The 18912-nt window shown below is 58.0% G+C and carries 18 protein-coding genes and 1 tRNA gene; all 19 read left to right on the top strand.

From position 1 onward, the window contains the following. Positions 1 to 280 precede the first annotated feature (280 nt). The 19 genes from HMPREF9451_RS09665 to HMPREF9451_RS05960 all read left to right on the top strand — a co-directional run bounded on the left by HMPREF9451_RS09665 (position 281) and on the right by HMPREF9451_RS05960 (position 18781). On the top strand, positions 281 to 1399 hold the full coding sequence (locus tag HMPREF9451_RS09665) for a TatD family hydrolase (protein WP_009139419.1): 1119 nt from the start codon (positions 281 to 283) through the stop codon (positions 1397 to 1399). Beyond that, positions 1399 to 1971, top strand: coding sequence for a flavodoxin family protein (locus HMPREF9451_RS06045; RefSeq protein ID WP_009139418.1), 573 nt, complete (start codon positions 1399 to 1401; stop codon positions 1969 to 1971). The genes HMPREF9451_RS09665 and HMPREF9451_RS06045 overlap by 1 nt, the downstream gene beginning before the upstream one ends. Before the next feature lie 179 nt (positions 1972 to 2150). Further along, positions 2151 to 3083: a 16S rRNA (adenine(1518)-N(6)/adenine(1519)-N(6))-dimethyltransferase RsmA gene (gene rsmA / locus HMPREF9451_RS06040; RefSeq protein ID WP_009139417.1), complete on the top strand. Its 933-nt coding sequence runs from the start codon at positions 2151 to 2153 to the stop codon at positions 3081 to 3083. 172 nt (positions 3084 to 3255) lie between these two features. Next, positions 3256 to 3606 carry a Veg family protein gene (locus tag HMPREF9451_RS06035; protein ID WP_009139416.1) on the top strand — a complete coding sequence of 117 codons (351 nt, stop codon included), beginning with the start codon at positions 3256 to 3258 and terminating at the stop codon, positions 3604 to 3606. A 174-nt stretch (positions 3607 to 3780) separates the two neighbouring features. Beyond that, a tRNA-Ala gene (locus tag HMPREF9451_RS06030) sits at positions 3781 to 3856 on the top strand. Positions 3857 to 4017: 161 nt separating this feature from the next. Then, positions 4018 to 4785, top strand: a complete 768-nt coding sequence (locus HMPREF9451_RS06025; RefSeq protein ID WP_009139415.1) for a MerR family transcriptional regulator — start codon at positions 4018 to 4020, stop codon at positions 4783 to 4785. A 121-nt stretch (positions 4786 to 4906) separates the two neighbouring features. Continuing rightward, positions 4907 to 6139 carry an MFS transporter gene (locus HMPREF9451_RS06020; RefSeq protein WP_009139414.1) on the top strand — a complete coding sequence of 411 codons (1233 nt, stop codon included), beginning with the start codon at positions 4907 to 4909 and terminating at the stop codon, positions 6137 to 6139. A 119-nt stretch (positions 6140 to 6258) separates the two neighbouring features. Further along, positions 6259 to 7020 carry an SAM-dependent methyltransferase gene (locus HMPREF9451_RS06015; protein WP_009139413.1) on the top strand — a complete coding sequence of 254 codons (762 nt, stop codon included), beginning with the start codon at positions 6259 to 6261 and terminating at the stop codon, positions 7018 to 7020. Positions 7021 to 7993: 973 nt separating this feature from the next. Then, positions 7994 to 8740 carry a cytochrome c3 family protein gene (locus tag HMPREF9451_RS06010; protein ID WP_009139411.1) on the top strand — a complete coding sequence of 249 codons (747 nt, stop codon included), beginning with the start codon at positions 7994 to 7996 and terminating at the stop codon, positions 8738 to 8740. A gap of 288 nt (positions 8741 to 9028) precedes the next feature. Beyond that, positions 9029 to 9709: a cytochrome c maturation protein CcmE domain-containing protein gene (locus HMPREF9451_RS06005; RefSeq protein ID WP_009139410.1), complete on the top strand. Its 681-nt coding sequence runs from the start codon at positions 9029 to 9031 to the stop codon at positions 9707 to 9709. Positions 9710 to 9712: 3 nt separating this feature from the next. Further along, a complete protein-coding gene (locus tag HMPREF9451_RS06000; protein WP_009139409.1) occupies positions 9713 to 11956 on the top strand; it encodes a heme lyase CcmF/NrfE family subunit in 2244 nt (747 codons plus the stop codon). 14 nt (positions 11957 to 11970) lie between these two features. Beyond that, positions 11971 to 12705, top strand: a complete 735-nt coding sequence (locus HMPREF9451_RS05995; protein WP_009139408.1) for an ABC transporter ATP-binding protein — start codon at positions 11971 to 11973, stop codon at positions 12703 to 12705. Beyond that, positions 12705 to 13421: a heme exporter protein CcmB gene (locus HMPREF9451_RS05990; RefSeq protein WP_009139407.1), complete on the top strand. Its 717-nt coding sequence runs from the start codon at positions 12705 to 12707 to the stop codon at positions 13419 to 13421. The genes HMPREF9451_RS05995 and HMPREF9451_RS05990 overlap by 1 nt, the downstream gene beginning before the upstream one ends. 14 nt (positions 13422 to 13435) lie before the next feature. After that, positions 13436 to 14203, top strand: a complete 768-nt coding sequence (ccsA, locus tag HMPREF9451_RS05985; protein ID WP_009139406.1) for a cytochrome c biogenesis protein — start codon at positions 13436 to 13438, stop codon at positions 14201 to 14203. A 2-nt stretch (positions 14204 to 14205) separates the two neighbouring features. Beyond that, positions 14206 to 14385, top strand: coding sequence for a heme exporter protein CcmD (gene ccmD, locus HMPREF9451_RS05980; RefSeq protein WP_009139405.1), 180 nt, complete (start codon positions 14206 to 14208; stop codon positions 14383 to 14385). 144 nt (positions 14386 to 14529) lie between these two features. Continuing rightward, a complete protein-coding gene (locus HMPREF9451_RS05975; protein WP_009139404.1) occupies positions 14530 to 15351 on the top strand; it encodes a UTP--glucose-1-phosphate uridylyltransferase in 822 nt (273 codons plus the stop codon). Positions 15352 to 15458: 107 nt separating this feature from the next. Beyond that, a complete protein-coding gene (gene alr, locus HMPREF9451_RS05970) occupies positions 15459 to 16742 on the top strand; it encodes an alanine racemase (RefSeq protein ID WP_009139403.1) in 1284 nt (427 codons plus the stop codon). Beyond that, the gene (locus tag HMPREF9451_RS05965) at positions 16739 to 17353 is read left to right on the top strand and encodes a uracil-DNA glycosylase (RefSeq protein ID WP_009139402.1); all 615 of its coding nucleotides are present in this window, start codon (positions 16739 to 16741) and stop codon (positions 17351 to 17353) included. The genes alr and HMPREF9451_RS05965 overlap by 4 nt, the downstream gene beginning before the upstream one ends. Positions 17354 to 17473: 120 nt before the next feature. After that, the gene (locus HMPREF9451_RS05960) at positions 17474 to 18781 is read left to right on the top strand and encodes a bifunctional folylpolyglutamate synthase/dihydrofolate synthase (RefSeq protein ID WP_009139401.1); all 1308 of its coding nucleotides are present in this window, start codon (positions 17474 to 17476) and stop codon (positions 18779 to 18781) included. The last annotated feature ends 131 nt before the right edge of the window (positions 18782 to 18912 follow it).

Here is an 18912-nt window from a genome sequence, read left to right as displayed (position 1 = left end):
TTGCACAGACGCTGTCATCGGGGCTTTCCGCATGAACGTTGTCTAGAGATGGGGCCGTGGGCATGAGCCTGCGGCCCCGATGCGTTATATATCATTAAAAGACGAACGTGGGCTCTTGAACCGTCGCTGGTCAGTTTGCGGATCAAGGCAGAGGCAATCGGCGGGTGGGCTGCCGTTGGCTGGCAGGCCGTTCCAGGTCGATCAGCGGGCTGTTTCGGAATTGATTGCAGGCGGTCAGGAGCCAATCCGCGGGTTTATAACCAGAACAAAGGTGAACGATATGACTCAGGAAGCGAACGCATCGGAGGATATGGCGGCTCAGCATGTTTTCGGGGGTATTGACCCTGAAGGCCCGGCTGGCTATCTGGCATTTCGCGATGCTCTTTTCCGCAAAAAGAAAAAGAGCGGTTGGCGCTATGTTGAAGCTCCCAATCCGCTGCTCGAGGCCCCTGTTGCCGATACCCATGCGCATCTGGCCCTTATCTCTGATGCTCCACTTTCGCTTGCGCGCTGCGCGGTGCAAGGTGTGGATTTCGTCTGCACGATTATAGACGCCTACGAGGACGGCGATGCTACGTTTTCCCTGGTGGACAAATGGCGTAGCGAGGCGCTGCGCATGCTCCCCGAGGTATTCGAAGCAACGCGTCGCGCCGCTCATGCCGAGAAAGAGGGCGCCTCGAGCGAGATGACCGCCGACGAATGGCGGGCGCATCGCTGCCCATGCGAGACCGTCCCCATTCCGAAAGTGCGCGTGGCGGCGGGCGTTCATCCTCACAATGCGTCGCATTGGAGCGATGAGGTGGAAACATCGCTTCGTCGCATGCTGGTTCATCCGCTCACGTGCGCCCTCGGCGAAGTGGGTCTGGACTATCACTACGACTTTTCGCCCCGCGATGTGCAGCGCGACGTGTTTCGCCGCCAGGTCGAGCTCTCTCACGAAAGCGGGTTGCCGCTCATTTTGCATATGCGCGACGCGCACGATGACGGCTTTGCGATTCTCGAGGAAGAAGGCTGGCCGGCGGCGGGCGTTTTGCTTCATTGCTGCAGCGTCGGTCCCGAGGAGCTTGCTCGCTGGATCGATCGCGGCTGCTACGTGGCGTTCGGCGGTGCGGTCACGTTTTCCCGCAGCGACGATCTGCGCACTTCCGCCCAAATCGTTCCTGCTGACCGCCTGCTTACGGAGACCGATTCTCCCTACATGGCGCCTGTGCCGTTTCGCGGCATCGAGTGCGGCCCCGATTTCACGCTGTATGTGGCGGAGTACCTTGCATCGACGCGCGGTATCACACCGGGCGTCGAACGCGAGGAGTTTCTTGCCCGGCTTCGCGCCAATGCGCTCGAGCTGCTCGACCGCGAGCCAACGGCATGGCAGTGCGTTGCGACGCAGGGAGGTCTTTGATGTCAGAAGATGCTCCGAAGCGCTCTCTGCTTATATGCGGATCACCTCGTACGTCGGGCGTTTCGGCACGTTATGCCGATCTGCTTGCCGATGACCTTGAGGCGAAGGGGGCAAGCGTGTCCAGGTGGGATCTAGCGCGTAAAAACGTGGCGGGATGCATCGGCTGCGAAGGGTGTCGCGGGGATTTTTCCTGCATCATAGAAGACGACATGCAAGAGCTTTACGCCCTGATTGATATGGCGGACGAGATTCAGTTGGTGTGCCCGGTGTATTTTTCCGGGCCTACGGGCCAGTTCAAGTGCGTGCTCGATCGATTGCAGCCGTATTGGGAGCGTCGGATCGGGCCGTGTGCTTGCCACGATCGCGCAAGCGAGGTCAAACGGCCGGTGGTGCTGCATGTCATCGGCGCCGGGGGAGACCCGTTCGGTTATGAGCCCTTGCTCACCATCGTCAAATCGGCTTTTGGGTCGGCGGGGTTTTTCCTGGCAGACGTTGTCGACCGCATCGGATGGGGGCAAGGCTTCGAGGAAGAGGGCAAGATGCTCTTTCCGAGGAAGGGCTCTGAGCGATAGTTCGTTGCTCGGCGGCTACGGATGGCCTACTATGCATGGGAGTTTGAGCGGCGAAGCGTTCAAGGGCGGTGAAATTCTTCCGCCTTGTCGTGAGATTTTGATGCTTCTGGCTTATTGTGGAATCTTGGAATTCGTCCCATCTCGCTGTGGGGCGTTGAATTCGTAGAAGAAAGGCAGTTATGGGAAGCGTATCGTATCTGGCATCGCCTTCGGCTACGCGTGCCGTTTTGGAGAGGCACGGCTTGGCGACGAAGAAGGCGCTCGGGCAGAACTTTCTTGTCAACGACGCCGTCATTGCGAAGATTTGCGAGCTGTCCGAGGTGTCCGAGCAAGATACGGTTCTTGAGGTGGGGCCCGGCATCGGCACGTTGACGGTGGCCTTGCTGCCTCGCGCCGCTCGCGTGCTGTCGGTGGAACGCGATACGGATTTGCCTGCTGTTCTATCCGAAACCTGTGCGGATTTTGACACCTTTTCGCTTCTTTCGAAAGATGCGCTCGAGCTTACGCAGGGCGATCTTGAGGAGGCGTTTGGAGATGGGGCTCGTTTAGGGGTTGCCCCCAATAAATTCGTTGCCAACCTCCCGTATGCCGTTGCCGCGACGCTTGTGCTTGATTACTTCCAGCGTTTTAAGAGCATTCAGAGCGCGACGGTGATGGTGCAAAGCGAGGTTGCCGACCGCATGATGGCCAAAATTGGCACGAAGGATTATGCTGCTTACACTGTAAAGTTGAACCTTATTGCGAAGGCAACCGGCAGATTCCAGGTTTCTCCGGGCAACTTCTTTCCGCCACCGCGCGTCACATCCGCGGTCATTCGTCTCGATCGTCGCGATGACCTGGGAATAAGCGATTGCGAGATTGCGGCGGCTTCTTTGATGGCGGATGCGGCTTTTGCCACCAGGCGCAAGACGATCGCCAATTCAATGAAGACGTTTTTCTCGGGCCGGAAATCGGCCGCTGGTGTCGTCGAGCTTCTGCCTGGGCTTCTGGAGCGCGCTGGCATCGATTCGCGCAGGCGCGGCGAGAGCCTGACGCTCGATGAATTCATCGAGCTCGGGCGGGTGTTTCTTGCTTGTGCTCCGGAGTGCTGCGAAGCCTACCTGAAGAGGTAATGCGTCCTGCGCGCCGTCAAGCGCTTAGTCGCATCTTCGAAGCGCCTCGAGGCCCCTTTGCCTCTTTGTCTGCAAAATGTGAATTTGACCTGCAGATATTTAATTACCTTTGACAGACGTGATATCATTTTCAGCTACACTGACTCACGCTAAAGCGAAGGAATATAACAATATGGAACTTGAAAAGCGCGCGCGTATTGTCGATGACATTCGCGCAGAACTTCAGCAGCGCATCGAAACGCGCCTGAAGGTTCGTGCGAACATGGGCCGTTCTAAGGTTGTCGAATGCGAGGGCATTCTTATGCAGGCTCATCCGTCGCTGTTCATTCTCGAGATCGATCGCAAACGCGGCCGCAAAGCTCGTCAGTCTTACCAGTATGTCGATGTTCTTACCGGCATGGTTGAACTTTTCGATGTGGAGACGGGCAAGCCCATCTTCGAAACGCTTGTTGAAAACGGCGAAGAGCCGGGTGCTCACGCCATCTTGATTGATGACGAAGACGAAGAGAACGAGGATTTCTAGGCTGTATGTGACAGCTGTGCTTGTTGCGCACTTGGTCTGGTCATGAATCGCCTTCTCGCTCGGATGCGTTTACGAGACGGTTCTCGTTCGGTCGTTCGCCATTTTGTATTTGCGTTTCGTTTTATGCTTGACAAGAGCAACGCTTGGTAGGAAAATACCGTCTTGCCTATTTATGGGGATGTAGCTCAGCTGGGAGAGCACCACGTTCGCAACGTGGGGGTCGAGGGTTCGAGCCCCTTCATCTCCACCATGATTTTTAACGCCGTTCGCAAGAGCGGCGTTTTTTGCGTTTGGAGGAGAAGCGCGGTAGGGGCTTGAGGGGAAGACGTACGTGGCCGAGACTTGAGGAAAGAATGCAGCAGCGGCTTGGGAAGAAACGCAGCAGAGGTTTAGGGTTAAGAAAGGAGCGCGGTGGAGTACAGCACAGGGCAGGTTGCGCGCGTAATGGGCGTGCATGCGAATACGGTGCGCATGTATGAGCAAGAGGGGTTTATCGCACCCGCGCGTAGGCTCGAAAACGGCTATCGCCGCTTCGACGATGAGCATCTTGTTCAGTTCTTCATTGCTCGTCGCGCTTTTCGGGCGGAGATTCTTCAGAACGGCCTTCGGAAAGATGCTGTCTGTATTGTGAGAGCAGCAGGCGCACGCAAGTACGGAAAAGCGCATGAACTCTGCACTGCCTACATAAAGAAGCTGTCCGACGAATCTCGAAAAGCGGACGATGCCGCGCATATTGCAGAGCGGTTGCTTGCAGGTGATGCCGTGCCTGACGCCGGTCGGGCGGTTCGTTTCCTCAAGCGTAAAGAGGCGGCGCTTGAGCTGGGCGTATCGATAGACGTGTTGCACAATTGGGAGGCGAACGGCCTTTTGAGCGTAAAGCGCTCGAAGAACGGATACCGCATATACGCCCCCGAGGATATGGATCGTCTTCGTGTCATCTGCGCCTTGCGGTGTGCGAACTATTCAATCGCGTCCATTCTTCGACTTATGGTGGCGCTCGACAGGGGAATGTGCGCCAATGTGGGCGATGTGCTCGACGCGCGAGGGCAGGATGACGATGTGGTGCGCGCCTGCGACCATCTGCGGGAGGCCATAGCGTCAGCGATGCAGGATGCGCAAGAGATTCTGATGTTGATCGAACAAGCTCGGGTTCTTGCCGCGAAGAAAGCCTATTCGTAAGCTCCGGATTCTTGCCATGAAAAAAACTGCACGAAAACCCTCCATTAGCACACCAGACTTGCTAGAAGGGCTTTAATCCCTTTCTCGCGCGGCGAAGCGACGGGAGAAAGGATTGTGCTTGATGCGGGATGGAAACTGGAAATTGGTGGCGGCAGCGTTTCTTGCCAGCCAATGCCTGACGCTTGTGGGGTCTTCTGCCGTTCAGATGGCGATTGCCTGGTATGTTGCCGTTGAAACGTCTTCCGGTGCATGGGCTGCGGCGATGCTCGTTGCGGGGTTCGTGCCTCAAATGGCCGTATCGCCGTTTGCGGGAGCCTGGATTGATCGCCGCGGATTTCGCAAGGCGGCCATCATCGCTGCCGATGCGGTCTCGGCGGCAACAGCGCTTGCTCTTGCCGTCTTTTTGGCAACGAGTTTTGGAGATATGGCGGCCCTTGTCGCGGCCTCGTCGGTAAGGTCGCTATGCGCGGGCGTTCAGATGCCAGCGGTCCAGTCGAGCGTGGCTATTCTTGTGCCCGAAGAAGCATTGTTGCGCTACAACGGAATCGTTTCGGCGGTTCAAAACGTTGCGCAGTTCGCTGCCGTTCCGCTTGCTGCACTCACTCTTTCTTTCGGAGGCATTTCGTCGGCTATGCTGCTTGATGTGGTCACAGCGGCGGTTGCGGTCGGCGTGCTTGCGGTTGCGGTGAAGCTGCCTCGTGTCGAGGCGACGTCTTGCGCTCTTTCGCAAGAGAAGGCGGGTCTGTTTGAGGATGTGCGCGAGGGCGCGCGTTACGCTCGAGACGAGCGTGCGGTCGGTTTTGTTTTGGCTTCGTATGGCGCCTTCATTTTTCTGAGCGTTCCTTCGGGGTTTTTCGTTCCGCTTCTTATGGAGCGCGCATTCGATGCTTCGTATGCCATGCTCGCCTTCGCCGAGGGTGCCGGCTGCTTTTCAATGGTTGTCGGAGGCGTTGTCCTAGCCGCTTTTGCGGACAGAATGAAAGGCGTCGCATTGCCGCTCGGTCTTATCACCTACGGTGCGGGAAGCATGGGCGTCGGCCTTGCGACGGGGTGTCCGCTTTTCTTGGTCGGTCTCGTTGTGCTCAGCGCGGCGATTCCTCTGGTGCAGGCGGCGGTGACTGCTCATCTACAATCTTTCGTCGACCCCGCCATGATGGGTCGCGTGTTCGGCTTCATGGGGTCGATGTATGCAGGGTTGATGCCCCTTGGCTCCTTGTTGTTTGGGCTGCTTGCCGACGGAGCGCCCGCATGGACGCTTCCTGCGTTGTGCGGGGCTGCGGTTGCGCTGCTCGGCGTGATGTTTCTGCCGCGAATGATTTCTTCGCATCGACGGGAAGCGGGTTGCTTCAAATGAGGGCGTTGCCGATAACGGCGCGCAGCATTGCCTGCGCGAATTGAGTGAAAATATGCAAAAACGGCGTTTCGGCGCTGAAAAAGAAAGGAAAATGCAACAACTAGAAGATAGGAAATACCATGACCGATCAAACTCCTTCTATGCTCGACCTTGTCATAGAGCTGCATAAGCTTCTCGACCGGCTTGGGCCTGGTTCGGTGGAGTCCACCAACCGTGCGCTGGATTTCGTTGAGGGCTTGGGGTCGATGGAACGCGTGCTCGACCTTGGCTGCGGCACGGGTGCGCAGACCATGACCCTCGCCGAGCGCATTTCCGGAAGCATCACGGGCATTGATCTGTTCTCCGATTTCGTTGACGAGCTTAACGCTCGGGCGGAAAAGAGGGGGTTGAGCAATCGCGTACGCGGCGTGCAGGGGTCTATGGACAAGCTTGATGTCGAGCTTGAAAGCGTCGATCTCATTTGGTGCGAGGGCGCAATTGACGGCGTCGGGTTCGAGGAGATGCTCGGCTACTGGAGCTCTTTCCTCAAGCCGCATGGCTACGTGGCTGTTACGTGTCCGTCGTGGCTTACTGACAATCGTGTAGCCGAGGTTGACGATTTTTGGACACAAGCGGGAAGCGGTCTCGATACCGTGGCGCAGAATGTGGACGTTCTGCAGAAAGCGGGATACGTGCCCGTCTCAACGTTCGTCCTGCCGAAGGAATGCTGGACCGAGAACTATTTTGCGCCGCGCCGTGCGGCCGAGGCCAATCTTGCGGCGAAGTATCCCGGCAACGAAACCGTTGCAGAGTTCATCGCCGGAAATCATTACGAAGAGGAGCTTTTCGCCGCATATGGCAATCTGTACGGCTACGTCTTCTATATAGGAAAGAAGCTCTAGGCAGGGAGGGGGCCGAAGGGGCGTCCTAGCCGCAACGCGAGCGGCGGGATTCCTTGGTTCGCTTTGGTCAAAAACCGCCTGTTGGGAGAAGAAAACGCATAGCCTCTCTCTTCCGTGGTCAACGAAGCTGAGTTTGGGGAAATGTTTCCGTCGTTCAGGAACGATGACTCTCTCCGCCACTTTTCTGACCTGGGGAAACTCAAGAGCAGTATTATTGCCCGCACGGGCTTTTGCGGCCTATTGCGGCAAACGGCGCAAAATAGTACGCGAACGGTGTGAGAAATTCCCCCAACAGGGCCTTTTTGACCACGGGGCCGGAAGGGCAAGAGCGCGCTTGGGGTGGGGAGCGGTTTTGCCAGCTGCCTTGCTCTCAAAGCTTCTGAGGGAACTCGCTGGACGAATGGGTCGAGCGGCGGGTGGGTTGGCGCTTGCGTGCGTGGTCGCTGTTTGCGTGTGCGGCCAGCGCCGTATGTCGATCGGCGCGGCGTTGCTCCGTTGACACGCGCATGGCCTGAACCCGCTCGCGTGCTTGGCACGTGCATGGCCCGACTCGCTCGCGTACTTGGCACGCGCATGGCCTGAACCTGCTTGCACACTTGGCGCACGCATGGCCCGAAGTCGTTCGTGCGCTCGGCGTCCGCATGTCCGCATCGCTGATCGTGTAGCGGGTAATGAGTTGCGCCTTGGAATACCCAACGGCCCCATCATCTTCTACCAATGGTGAAATCAAACGGTAAATGGCTGAAAAATGACCTGGGAATACGCTAAAAGTTGTAATTTCCCCCTAAATGGGTGAGGGTATTCTGGGTTCCTTATGAAGGATGTGTGTTAAAGTCATCTCTGTATTTCGCCTACGGTTTAACCCATGGTTGCCGAAACCGGACTATCTCACGGTCCTCTGGACGCATCCCCTCCAGATCGTATGCGGAATACGGAGGAAGAAGGAAGATAGAATGGAGAAAGGGGGGTATCCATGGCTGAGGAAACCAAGACCGACGTCGCTGCGACCGAGGAACCCGCCAAGGATGCCAAGAAGGCTAAGAACGGCAAGAAGAAGTGGCCTATCGTCGTGGGCGTTGTTGCCGTTGTGTTGGTTGCTGCAGGTGCAGGCTTTTTCGTCTGGCACGAGCAGCCGAGCTTCTGCAATGCCATCTGCCATACGCCGATGGACGCATATGCCGAGAGCTACATCGACGGCTCTCATGACAAGTACGGCAACGAGCTGACCGAAGAGTCCGACAAGATGGCCATGATGGCTTACTACCACGGCCACACCACCGAGGGCGAAACCACCAACTGCCTCGGTTGCCATGTTCCCACCCTGGGCGAGCAGATTACCGAGGGTATGCACTGGGTGACCGGCAGCTATGAGGTTGCTGGCGAGAACAAGGTCGGCCAGACCATCCTTGAAGAGCGCGAGCTTTCTGACCTCGTCGAGGCCCGCGGCATCGAAGAGGACGAGTTTTGCCTCAACGGCGATTGCCACCATGTCACCGAGGACGGCAAGGAGATCACCTCTCGCGCCGATCTCGAGGCTGCAACTGCAGATCTCGATTCCACCTACAATCCGCATACCGCCCAGCATGGCGAGTATGCATGCAGCCAGTGCCACAAGGCGCACAGCCAGTCTGTGAACTACTGCACGCAGTGCCACAGCAGCGCTCCCGTTCCCGAGGGTTGGCTGACCACCACCGAGGCCAAGAAGCTTTCCACGCTTTAAACCCGGAGGAGCATGCGCGAATCGCGCTGATCGGCGCACCGCGTCCTACATGGCGACGCGTGCAGCCAATGAAGGCATACTGCATCTGACGTACATTGCCTGAGCCATGTGTAGTACGAAGAGCCCGCCTGTAAAGACGGGCTCTTCTGCTGGATAATGACACGCTGGGATGCTGCGGCGTAATGAAGCGCTGCCGTATCGTTTGCCCGCCGCATGTGCGGCGCACCCTTGACGGCCGATGTCCGGTTGCTCGGCGTCGGCTATGGCGAGTATTAAAGGAGCAGGAGCATGAATACGAAAACCAAACGCAGGCTCGTTGTGGTAACGGGCGTGATCGTGGTGGTTTTGGCAATCGTCTTGGCCGTGGTGGGAAGCGGCGGTGCCGCAAAGACCGTCACGGTTGCCGACGCGTTGAGCGGGGCGCACGATTCCGACCGTGTCCAGGTCTCGGGAAACGTGGTCGACAATTCATTTGCCACGAAAGACAACGTTCTTACGTTTGAAATCTGCGATCCGGAAGGGGATGAGTCCCAGACGCTGCGCGTAAGCTACGATGGGGCGGCATCTTCTACGTTCGGCAATGGCGTAACGGCCATCTGCACGGGAAAGCTGATTTCTGCCGATGGAGGTGTTGAGTTGGTGGCAAGCGAATTGGTGACGAAATGCCCCTCTAAATACGAAAGCGCCACGGATGCCCTGTCGGTCTCCCGCTTGCTCGAATACGGCGACGATATTGTCGATACGACGGTCAAGCTCGCAGGCGTGGTGGGCGAGGGCACGCTGACGGCGGCGGGCTCCGGAGAACCTCGCTTCGTCGTGGCGGATTCTCAAGATGCGACGCTGCAGGTTCCCGTCGAGTTCGACGGCGCGCTGCCTGACGCTATCGTCGACGGCACTTCGGTCGTCATCACCGGGTCGCTTTCCGGTTCTGGTTCGTTCGTTGCGACCGATGTCGCGCAGGAAGGATAGTGCATGTCCACTTTCGGATTGATGGGACTCGTCATTGCATTTGCGGGCGTAGTCGTTTCCGTGGTCTGTCTGCTTGCGGGCCGCATTCTTAAGAAGGCCGGCAAGACCGGCGCGGCAGAGACGGCTTCGTGGGGCGGTTGCGTGGCATCCATCCTCACTGCCGTTGCCTTGACGGTGTGCTGCGGCATTCTGGTCTTTTGCTTCATGACGGGCGATATGTCCATCGAATACGTTCTCATGGAGCACTCGGATGCCGACGGCGCGCTTGGCGTGCTCTATCGCTTCAGCGGTCTGTGGGCCGGACGCGAAGGGTCGCTGCTGTTCTGGGCGTGGCTTATTTCTGTCTTCAACGTGGTGGTGGCCGTTCGCGCCATGAAGAACCTCGACGATCTTGACTGCATGGCACTTTTCGTCTCGAACCTCGTTTTGACCGCGTTCGTCGCCGTGTGCCTGTTCTCTGAAAGCAACATGCCCTTCATCGCTACGGCTTCGCCTTATGTGGATGCGAACGGCAATCTCACGGCAATGGCGTCGAGCCTCGGCATGAGCCCGCTGCTCGAGCACTGGGCTCAGGCCATCCATCCGCCGACGCTGTTCGTCGGGTATGCGGGTCTCACGATTCCGTTCGCCTACGCGATCGCTGCGCTTATCGTCAACGATGCAAGCGCGAAATGGGTCGTGCGCTCGAGCCGCTACGCCATGTTCAGCTGGCTCTTCCTCGGTATCGGTATCGGGCTCGGTGCCGTTTGGGCGTATGTCGTGCTTGGCTGGGGTGGCTACTGGGCGTGGGACCCCGTTGAGAATGCGAGCCTCCTTTCGTGGATGGTCGCGCTTGCGCTTGTGCACAGCTTCACGGTCTATCGCAAGCGCGGCGCCTTCAAGCGTTGGAGCGTCATGTGCGCATGCCTCACGTTTGCCTTCGTTGTGGTAGGAACGTTCATCACCCGTTCCGGCGTGGTGCAGTCCGTTCATGCGTTCGAGGGCGATCCGGTGTCGCTCATGCTTTTCGGCGGGCTTATCGTTGTCGCCGTGTTGGTGGGCCTTATCGGCCTGGCAATTCGCTGGAAGGCGTTCGCATCCGACGATGCGATCGAGTCCATGGCGTCGAAAGCGGCCGCGTATTACTTCAACAACGTGATTATGATCGTGTTCACGTTCGTCCTGTGCTACCTCACGGTGGCAAGCGCTCTGCCGACCTTCCTTCCGTTTGGCGGTCAGAGCCTTTCCGCGGGCACCTACGATGCTATTGCCCGCCCGCTCGGCATTGTCTACTGCTTCATCATCGCGGTCTGCCCGCTGCTTGCCTGGACGAAAACCGACCGCAAGGAGTTTTCCCGTCTGGCGAAAGTTCCTGCAATCTGCGCTGCCGTTCTCTTCGTCGTCCTGCTCGCCTATTTTGTGACCACGCTGTATCCGGCGTACGATGCCATTATTCAGGCTGGCTCTGCGCAGGGAGCATCCCAGGCTGCTGTAACGGCGGCTGAAGAGCTGATGTCCGAAGGCCCCGTGTGGTATTACAACGGACTCGCTGTCGTCGGCTTCGCCGTGGCGAGCCTGCTGTTCTTCAACACGCTCTTCATGATTGCGCGCGCTGCGTCCAAGCGCGCCAAGGCGACGGGCAAAAACCCTGTGGCGGCATTTTTCGGCATGCTGGGTTCGAATTCCTCGAAGTACGGCGGCTACATCGCCCACTTCGCCATGGCCATCATCCTGGTGGGCCTTATCGGCTCCTCCATGTTCGTGACGGAGAAGACCGACTACGTGGCCTTCGACGAAGAGGCCGATACGGCGGAGAACTTCGTCATCGACGATTACGAGTTGCGCTACACCGGCAGCGACGTGGAGACCATGCCGAACGGCGACGACATTTTGTATCGCGTAGAGTTCGACGTGTACGACGTGAACACGGGCGCCTATATCGGACATGTGAACCCGTCGGTTCAGCTGGTGGCTTCCACGCAGCAGACCAAGCTCAACGCGAGCGTGATCAGCTTCCCGACCGAAGATCTTTTCGTCGTGTATCGCGGCGTGAACGATGCGGGCGATCTTTCCATGGACGTGCGCGTGAACCCGCTGGTGAGCTTTGCCTGGGTTGGCTTCGCGCTTCTGATGCTCGGTACGGCCATCGCTTTGTTCGGCCGTCGCAAAGACGGCGAAGCTTCCTCGGTCTCGAAGAAGGAATCCCGTGGCGAAGGCGTCGACGGCGCGTCGGATGAGGAAGAAGCACGCGAGCAGGCAACGGCGTAGGGGAGTGAATGAACATGGCGGATGCTTTGGCCAACGAGCCGCTTGCGCTTGAGGTGAAAAAGCTCACGAAGGTCTTCGGCGACCGCAAGGCCTTAGACAACGTGTCGTTCTCTCTGCCGCAAGGAGCGTTTCTTTCCATTTTCGGTCCGAACGGTGCGGGCAAGACCACCATGCTGCGCATGCTTTCTACGCTTGCCCGCCCCACCTCGGGGACGATTCGCGTCATGGGGATAGATGCCAAGGAAGATCCAGACAAGGTGCGCGACCATATTGGTCTCATATCGCACAATTCCATGCTGTATCCCGACCTGACCGCGATGGAGAATATGATGTTCGTGGCGCGCCTGTACGGCGTGGTTGATCCGGAAGCGCGTGTGCGCGAACTGCTTCGTGCGGTCGAGCTTGACCATCGCCGCTTCGACTCGGTTCGTACGTTCTCGCGCGGCATGACCCAGCGTCTTTCTATTGCCCGCGCATTGATCAACGACCCGGATGTGGTGTTTCTCGACGAGCCGTATGCGGGCCTCGATCCGCACGCTGTCGAGATCTTTGACGAGCTCATTGCAAGCCTGCGCGAAGGGCGCACCTTCGTCATGGTGAGTCATGACCTGCAGAAGGGCTTTGCCGCCTGCACGCATGCGATGATGCTCGCTCGCGGCCGCGTGATGGTGTGCTCTCCGAAAGACGAGCTTGATTTTGACGAATTTAAGGGGCTGTATCGCGAAACCGTCGGGATGGGGGTGGCGTAATGGCCGTTGCTATGAAGAAGCCTTCCACGTGGGCCCATTACGTGGCGCTCCTGAAAAAGGACCTTTCCCAGGAGCTGCATACCAAGGACATGCTCACCTCCATGGGCCTTTATGCGCTTCTGGTGCTTGTGGTCTACGGCGCCGCGCTTGCACAGGCGGGAAGCGAGCTCGATATCCTGCAGATGGCCGGAGGCCTGCTGTGGGCGGTAATTCTGTTCACGAGTCTTCTGGGTCTGAATCGCTCCTTTTCGCATGAGAAGGAGCAGGGGTGTCTCGAGGGCATCCTGCTCGTTCCCATGGATCGCTCGGTCATCTTCCTTGCGAAGGCGACGGCCAATCTGATATTTCTTCTCGTGGTCACCGCGGTCACGGTGCCCCTGTTCTTCTTCCTGTTCCTCGGGCAGGTGGGGGCTGCGCCGACATGGCCGCTTATGATCGCACCGCTTTTGGCGGGCACGGTGGGCATCGCCGGCGTCGGCACCATGCTTTCCACCATCACCATGAATACGCGCGGGAAAGACGTCATGCTCGCCGTACTGTTCATTCCGCTGCTCTTTCCGCTGTTGTGGGCGTGCGTTTCGGCGACGACATGCGTCATGTGCGCCCCGGAAGGATTCATGGATACGTTCGTGACGTCAATGGCTCTTTCGGCAGGCTACGATATCGTGATGATCTTGATATCGTGGGTGCTGTACGATTTCGTGGTAAGCGCTTAAGGGAAAGGATTGGTATGGCCAACGAAGAAAAGGCCAAAGAACCTGCGATCGGGGGGATTATCGATCGCGTGGCGCCGTGGGCGCTCGCTCTCGGGGCGTTGCTTGCGACGCTCGGGTTTGTTCTGAATTTCACCATTGCCCCGCTGGTCAACGGAGCGGCGGTCAACGAGCCTGCGCTCATCGGCGGTGCCATGGTGCAAAACAAGCTATTGCTCTCGCAGAAGATTTTCTACTGGCACATGCCCGTTGCAATCGCGAGCTTCGCGGCGCTGGTCTTCACGGCCTACTACGGCATCAGGTTTCTCATGACCAAGCGCGCCTGCTATGACACGCGTGCGCGCATTGCTACGGAAATCGCGCTGGTGTTCGTGCTGTGCACGATGGTTTCCGGAGAGATGTGGGAGCGCTTCGAATGGGGCGTCTGGTGGACGTGGGAGCCTCGTCTCACCACGTATTTCATCTTGATGCTGATGATCTTCGGCTATTTCATCCTACGCAACGCGGTCGAAGACACCGAGCGTCGTGCCGTCTACGCAAGCGTTTTCGGCATTCTGATCTTCATTGACGTGCCCATCTGCTTTTTGGTCACGCGCCTGATTCCGTCGGGCGTGCACCCTGTGATTTTCAGGACCGACTCGGGGCTTTCTCCCGAGATGCTGCTGCCCCTCATGCTCGGCATGGCGGGTTTTGCCTTGATTGCATTCGGCTTGTATCGCCTGCGTCTGCGCGCTCAGGTCATGGAAGAGAAACTCGCTCGTATTCAGGATAAACTGGAGGACTAACTATGGATCCCGTTTTGGCAGAAATCTATTCCACCGTTCTTGGCGCGGCTCCGTTTGTTATTGCCGCATACGCTCTTATCTTCTTGGTCTTGTGCGGTTACGTCGTGTTCATCACGACCAAGCTCAAGCGAACCGAGAAGAAACTCGCAGCGCTCGAAGAGCATGTTGACGCGCTGAAGTAAAATAGGCAAAGGAGCCCGTCTTTGACGGGTCTTTTGCGTCATAATACATGCGGCAGGCTTTGCTTGCCGCGTGTGCCGTTTTTTGTCGGCACACGCCAGGCGCCCTTCGGGGCGCTGCGTTTTTTCGATAGACAGGAGACATGCATGAAGGCTTTGATTCCCGCAGCGGGCATGGGCACGCGTTTCCTTCCGGCTACGAAAGCACAGCCGAAAGAGATGCTGCTCGTCGTCGACCGTCCTGCCATCCAGTACGTGGTCGAAGAGGGCCTTTCTTCGGGGGCTGACGAAGTGGTGGTCATCAACAGTCGCGAGAAGACTTCCATCGAGAAGCATTTCACGCCCGACCCTGAGCTGGTCGCAACGCTTCGCTCCAAGGGCAAAGACGCCTTCGCAGACGCGGTAGAGCATGCGGGCAATCTCAATGTTTCGTACGTATACCAGGACGAACCTCTCGGATTGGGCCATGCCATTCATTGCGCGGCGGAGAAATCCGCGGGAGAGCCTTTCTTCGTGCTTTTGGGAGATGTGCTGGTTCCCGACAACAATATCTGCCCGAAGATGCTCGAAATCTCGAAGGCCCATGGCGGCGCGAGCGTTATCGCCGTGCTTCCCGTTCCCGACGATCAGGTGAGCCGCTTCGGCATCATCGCCGGCTCGCAGGTCGAGGAAGGTGTCTGGAAGGTGGATGGCCTGGTGGAAAAACCCAAGCTGGAAGATGCGCCTTCGAATCTCTCCGTTTTCGGCCGCTATCTGCTCAGTCCCCGCGTCATGGAGCTTCTTGCCGACGTGGAGCCGGGGGTCGGCGGCGAAATCCAGCTTACCGACGCCCTTGACGCTGTGCTGAAAGAGGAAGAGATGTACGCGCTGGTCATCTCTGAAGAAGACGGCTTCGACACCGGCACGGTGGAAAGCTGGCTCGAGGCGAACAACGCCTTGTACGCGCGCAAGCTGGTGGCGCAAAAGTAGTTCGCATGCCCCGAGGGGCATGCTTTTTCGAAGGGACGGCGCGTGTGCGGTTTCGCTTTCGCTGGGTAGCGCGGGCCTTCGAAGAGATGGAAGGAAGAAGGAACACAGTGGGGTTCAATGCCTTTTCCGGAGCAGCCGGACAGGATTTCTCCGATCTGTTGAGGTATACCGGCGAGAGGTCGGAGGGCCGTACCGCCGATGCACAGGATTGCGGCGCGTACTCGCCAGAACAGCTCGATGCTATTGTGGGACCGCAGCGTCGTTGGTCTTGGGTCGAAATTGACCTGTCTGCCATTCGCAACAACGTTGCCGTCGCGAAACGTCGCCTTTCTCCGGGTACGCGTTTGATGGCGGTCGTCAAGGCGAATGCATACGGTCACGGCGCAGTGCAGGTTGCGCGAACGGCTCTTTCCGCAGGGGCGACGCAGCTCGCTGTTGCCACGGTGAGCGAGGGCATCCAGCTGCGCAAGGCAGGTATTGACGCGCCCGTCCTGGTCCTCTCCGAGCCCCCCATCGCCGCAGTTCCTCTTCTGCTTCGCTACAACCTTATGCCTTCGGTGTATACAAGCGAATTTGCCGTAGCGTATGGCGAAGAGGCGGATAGACACGGGCTGCGTGCGCCGTTTCATCTTGCCATCAATACGGGCATGAACCGCATAGGCGTGCGTTTCGACGAGGCGGTCGATTTCGTTCGGCAGATAGCGTTTCATCGGGCTCTTGAGCAGGTGGGCACTTTCACTCACTTCGCCACGGCAGACTGCGCAGAGACCCTCGATTTCAATATGCAGCTGCGCCGCTTCAAGGAAACCATCGTGTCGCTTCGCCAAGTCGGCGTTAACCCTGGGCTTGTGCACTGTGCCAATTCCGCAGCGCTTTTGCGCTATCCGGAAACGCATATGGACATGGCACGCCTGGGAATCTCCATGTACGGTTTCCATCCGTGTCCCGAAACCCGGGGGTATTTCGACCTCCGTCCCGCGCTGAGCGTCCATGCGCGCATCACGGCGGTGAACACGCCGCCTATGAGCGAGGGTGTAAGCTACGGAATGCACTACCGAAGCCCTGGAAGCGTGAAGATCTGTGCCGTGCCGATAGGGTATGCGGACGGCTATGCACGCGCTCTGTCAAGCAGGACCTCCATCATCTACGATGGCCACCTCTGCCGCCAGGTAGGCAATATCTGCATGGACCAGTGCATGTTCGAAGTCGATTTGCGCAGCCACGGTACGCACCGCCGTCTCGATCCGCACGTGGGAGACGAGGTGCTTCTGGTGGGCGCGCAAAACGGCGTTTCTGTGACTATCGAAGATCTATGCGATGTGGTGGGCACCATACCTCACGAACTGTGCTGTGCTTTGTCCCTGAGAATGCCGAAGGTGTATTTGCGATGACCATGATTAACGACCATTTTGCGACGATCGTCTCCCAAGAAGGCGAATCTTCCGCCGCGCTGCTCGAGGACATTGCGTCCCAGGTTGCCGCATGCCGTAGATGCCCTCTGTGCGAAGGCAGGACCAATGTTGTTCCGGGGTTTGGCAATCCGGAGGCGCGCGTTATGCTCATAGGCGAGGCCCCGGGTAAGAACGAAGATTTACAGGGCAAGCCGTTCGTCGGTGCGGCGGGCAAATACCTGACCGAGCTTTTGGGCTATGCGGGTCTTACGCGCGAAGACGTGTTCATCGCCAATGTGCTGAAATGCCGTCCGCCTTCGAACCGCAATCCTCAGCCGTCCGAGATTGAGATATGCACGCCGTTTCTGCGAGACCAGGTTCGTGCCATCGGTCCTGAGTACCTGGTGACCATGGGGAATTTCGCCACGAAATTCATCTTGAAGACGGAACAGGGAATCACGGGTCTTCACGGCAAGCCTCGTACGGCTGGGCGCTTCATCGTGTATCCGGTCTTTCATCCTGCTGCAGCGATATACGATCGTACGAAGCGCGATGCGCTCGAAGCGGATTTCGCGGCGCTCGGCGAACGTCTGAAGCAGCCGCGCGCATAGGTGCCCATTCTTTATATGAGGCGCATCTCTTTTTATGCGTGCGATATCGCATGGCGGCGGTATTTTCTCGTAACAACGAAGGCCCCGTATGGGGCCTTTCTGCTTCGAAAGGAACAATGTATGGCCAATCGCTACGATTTCGATCCGAAGACCTATCTTCAGCAAGGTGCCTGGGCTGATGTGAAGCTTGGTCTGCATCGTACGGAAGAACTGCTCGAACGGTTGGGGAATCCGCAGGATTCGTTGAAGATCGTGCACGTGGCAGGAACAAACGGCAAAGGCTCTACGAGCGCTTTCATCGCAGGCATCCTCCAGGCCGCAGGCTATACGACCGGCCTGTTCACATCGCCGTACATTCTTCGCTTCAACGAACGCATCCAGATCGACCGGGTTGACATATCGGACGAAGATCTTCTCGAGGTTGCCGCCGACGTGCGCGACCAAGTGTTGCTCATGGATGAGGCGCCGACGGCGTTCGAGCTGCTTACGGCGGCGGCCCTGCATTATTTCTCTCAAAAGCGCTGCGATGTCGTGGTGCTCGAAGTGGGACTTGGGGGAAGGCTTGATTCCACGAATGTCGTCACGCCGCTGCTGAGCGTGATAACCCCTATAGCGCTCGATCATGTGGCGGTGCTCGGCGACACCATCGCAGAAATTGCCGCGGAGAAGGCCGGCATCATCAAGTCCGGCGTTGACGTGTTGAGCTATCCCCAGCATTCCGATGCGGCGGCGGTGATCGAAAAGCGGGCAGCGGAGCTTGGATGCACGGTGCGCACTCCTCGTTTTTCTTTGGTCGACGCTCATGCCGAAGGGCTGACGCAGGTTTTTTCCTACGACGGCATCGAGGACGTGCATCTACGTCTTGCCGGCGTGTATCAGCCGTGCAATGCCGCCATGGCCGTTGAGGCCGCACGGATTTTGCGCGGCAAGGGGTTCGACATTCCCGATTCCGCTATCAAAAACGGGCTTGAGGCCACGACATGGCCGGCTCGATTCGAAGTGGTGGCGCATCGTCCCACGACGATCGTCGACGGCGGTCATAATGAGCAGGGCGCCAGGGTACTTGCCAAGTCGCTGCAAGAATACTTTCCCGAAGGAGGGGTGACGTTCGTCATGAGCGTACTGCGCGATAAAGACTATCGTGCCATGATCGAATGCGTGCTGCCTTTCGCGCGGCGCGTCTTCGTGGCCGCTCCGCCCGACAACGACCGCGCTCTTTCTGCCGACGAACTTGCCGACGCCATTCGAGAGGTGCAGAAGGAAAAGGGGTCTGCGTATGCCTCCTGCGTTGCAGAGGCATTCGTCGAATCATGCCCGAGCGTGCATCTTGCGGTGCTGCGCGCTCGTGAGACCGCAGGTTCTGACGGCGTAGTGTGCTGCTTCGGAAGCCTGTACTCCGTTCAAGAGATCATGGAGGCGTTGGCGTGACAACGGCGCATAACCGAGCGCATCGCTTCGGAGCAATTGTGTCGAAAATATTATTAGGTAATAAAATAATTAGAAAGTCTAACTAAATACGGCTATACTACCGAAGTCGCCGAAAAAGCGTCCTGCGCTCG

Source organism: Slackia piriformis YIT 12062 (assembly GCF_000296445.1).
Classification (GTDB): Bacteria; Actinomycetota; Coriobacteriia; order Coriobacteriales; family Eggerthellaceae; genus Slackia; species Slackia piriformis.
This window is presented reverse-complemented; position numbering and strand designations above follow the sequence as displayed.

What these genes read in the sequence shown, in the direction of transcription:
- HMPREF9451_RS05995 (WP_009139408.1), top strand. Translation starts at nt 11,971, where the DNA reads ATGGCGGATGCTTTGGCCAACGAGCCGCTTGCGCTTGAGGTGAAAAAG.
- HMPREF9451_RS09665 (WP_009139419.1), top strand. Translation starts at nt 281, where the DNA reads ATGACTCAGGAAGCGAACGCATCGGAGGATATGGCGGCTCAGCATGTT.
- HMPREF9451_RS05975 (WP_009139404.1), top strand. Translation starts at nt 14,530, where the DNA reads ATGAAGGCTTTGATTCCCGCAGCGGGCATGGGCACGCGTTTCCTTCCG.
- HMPREF9451_RS06020 (WP_009139414.1), top strand. Translation starts at nt 4,907, where the DNA reads ATGCGGGATGGAAACTGGAAATTGGTGGCGGCAGCGTTTCTTGCCAGC.
- HMPREF9451_RS06015 (WP_009139413.1), top strand. Translation starts at nt 6,259, where the DNA reads ATGACCGATCAAACTCCTTCTATGCTCGACCTTGTCATAGAGCTGCAT.
- HMPREF9451_RS05990 (WP_009139407.1), top strand. Translation starts at nt 12,705, where the DNA reads ATGGCCGTTGCTATGAAGAAGCCTTCCACGTGGGCCCATTACGTGGCG.
- HMPREF9451_RS05965 (WP_009139402.1), top strand. Translation starts at nt 16,739, where the DNA reads ATGACCATGATTAACGACCATTTTGCGACGATCGTCTCCCAAGAAGGC.
- ccsA (WP_009139406.1), top strand. Translation starts at nt 13,436, where the DNA reads ATGGCCAACGAAGAAAAGGCCAAAGAACCTGCGATCGGGGGGATTATC.
- HMPREF9451_RS06045 (WP_009139418.1), top strand. Translation starts at nt 1,399, where the DNA reads ATGTCAGAAGATGCTCCGAAGCGCTCTCTGCTTATATGCGGATCACCT.
- rsmA (WP_009139417.1), top strand. Translation starts at nt 2,151, where the DNA reads ATGGGAAGCGTATCGTATCTGGCATCGCCTTCGGCTACGCGTGCCGTT.
- HMPREF9451_RS06005 (WP_009139410.1), top strand. Translation starts at nt 9,029, where the DNA reads ATGAATACGAAAACCAAACGCAGGCTCGTTGTGGTAACGGGCGTGATC.
- HMPREF9451_RS06000 (WP_009139409.1), top strand. Translation starts at nt 9,713, where the DNA reads ATGTCCACTTTCGGATTGATGGGACTCGTCATTGCATTTGCGGGCGTA.
- HMPREF9451_RS05960 (WP_009139401.1), top strand. Translation starts at nt 17,474, where the DNA reads ATGGCCAATCGCTACGATTTCGATCCGAAGACCTATCTTCAGCAAGGT.
- HMPREF9451_RS06010 (WP_009139411.1), top strand. Translation starts at nt 7,994, where the DNA reads ATGGCTGAGGAAACCAAGACCGACGTCGCTGCGACCGAGGAACCCGCC.
- HMPREF9451_RS06035 (WP_009139416.1), top strand. Translation starts at nt 3,256, where the DNA reads ATGGAACTTGAAAAGCGCGCGCGTATTGTCGATGACATTCGCGCAGAA.
- ccmD (WP_009139405.1), top strand. Translation starts at nt 14,206, where the DNA reads ATGGATCCCGTTTTGGCAGAAATCTATTCCACCGTTCTTGGCGCGGCT.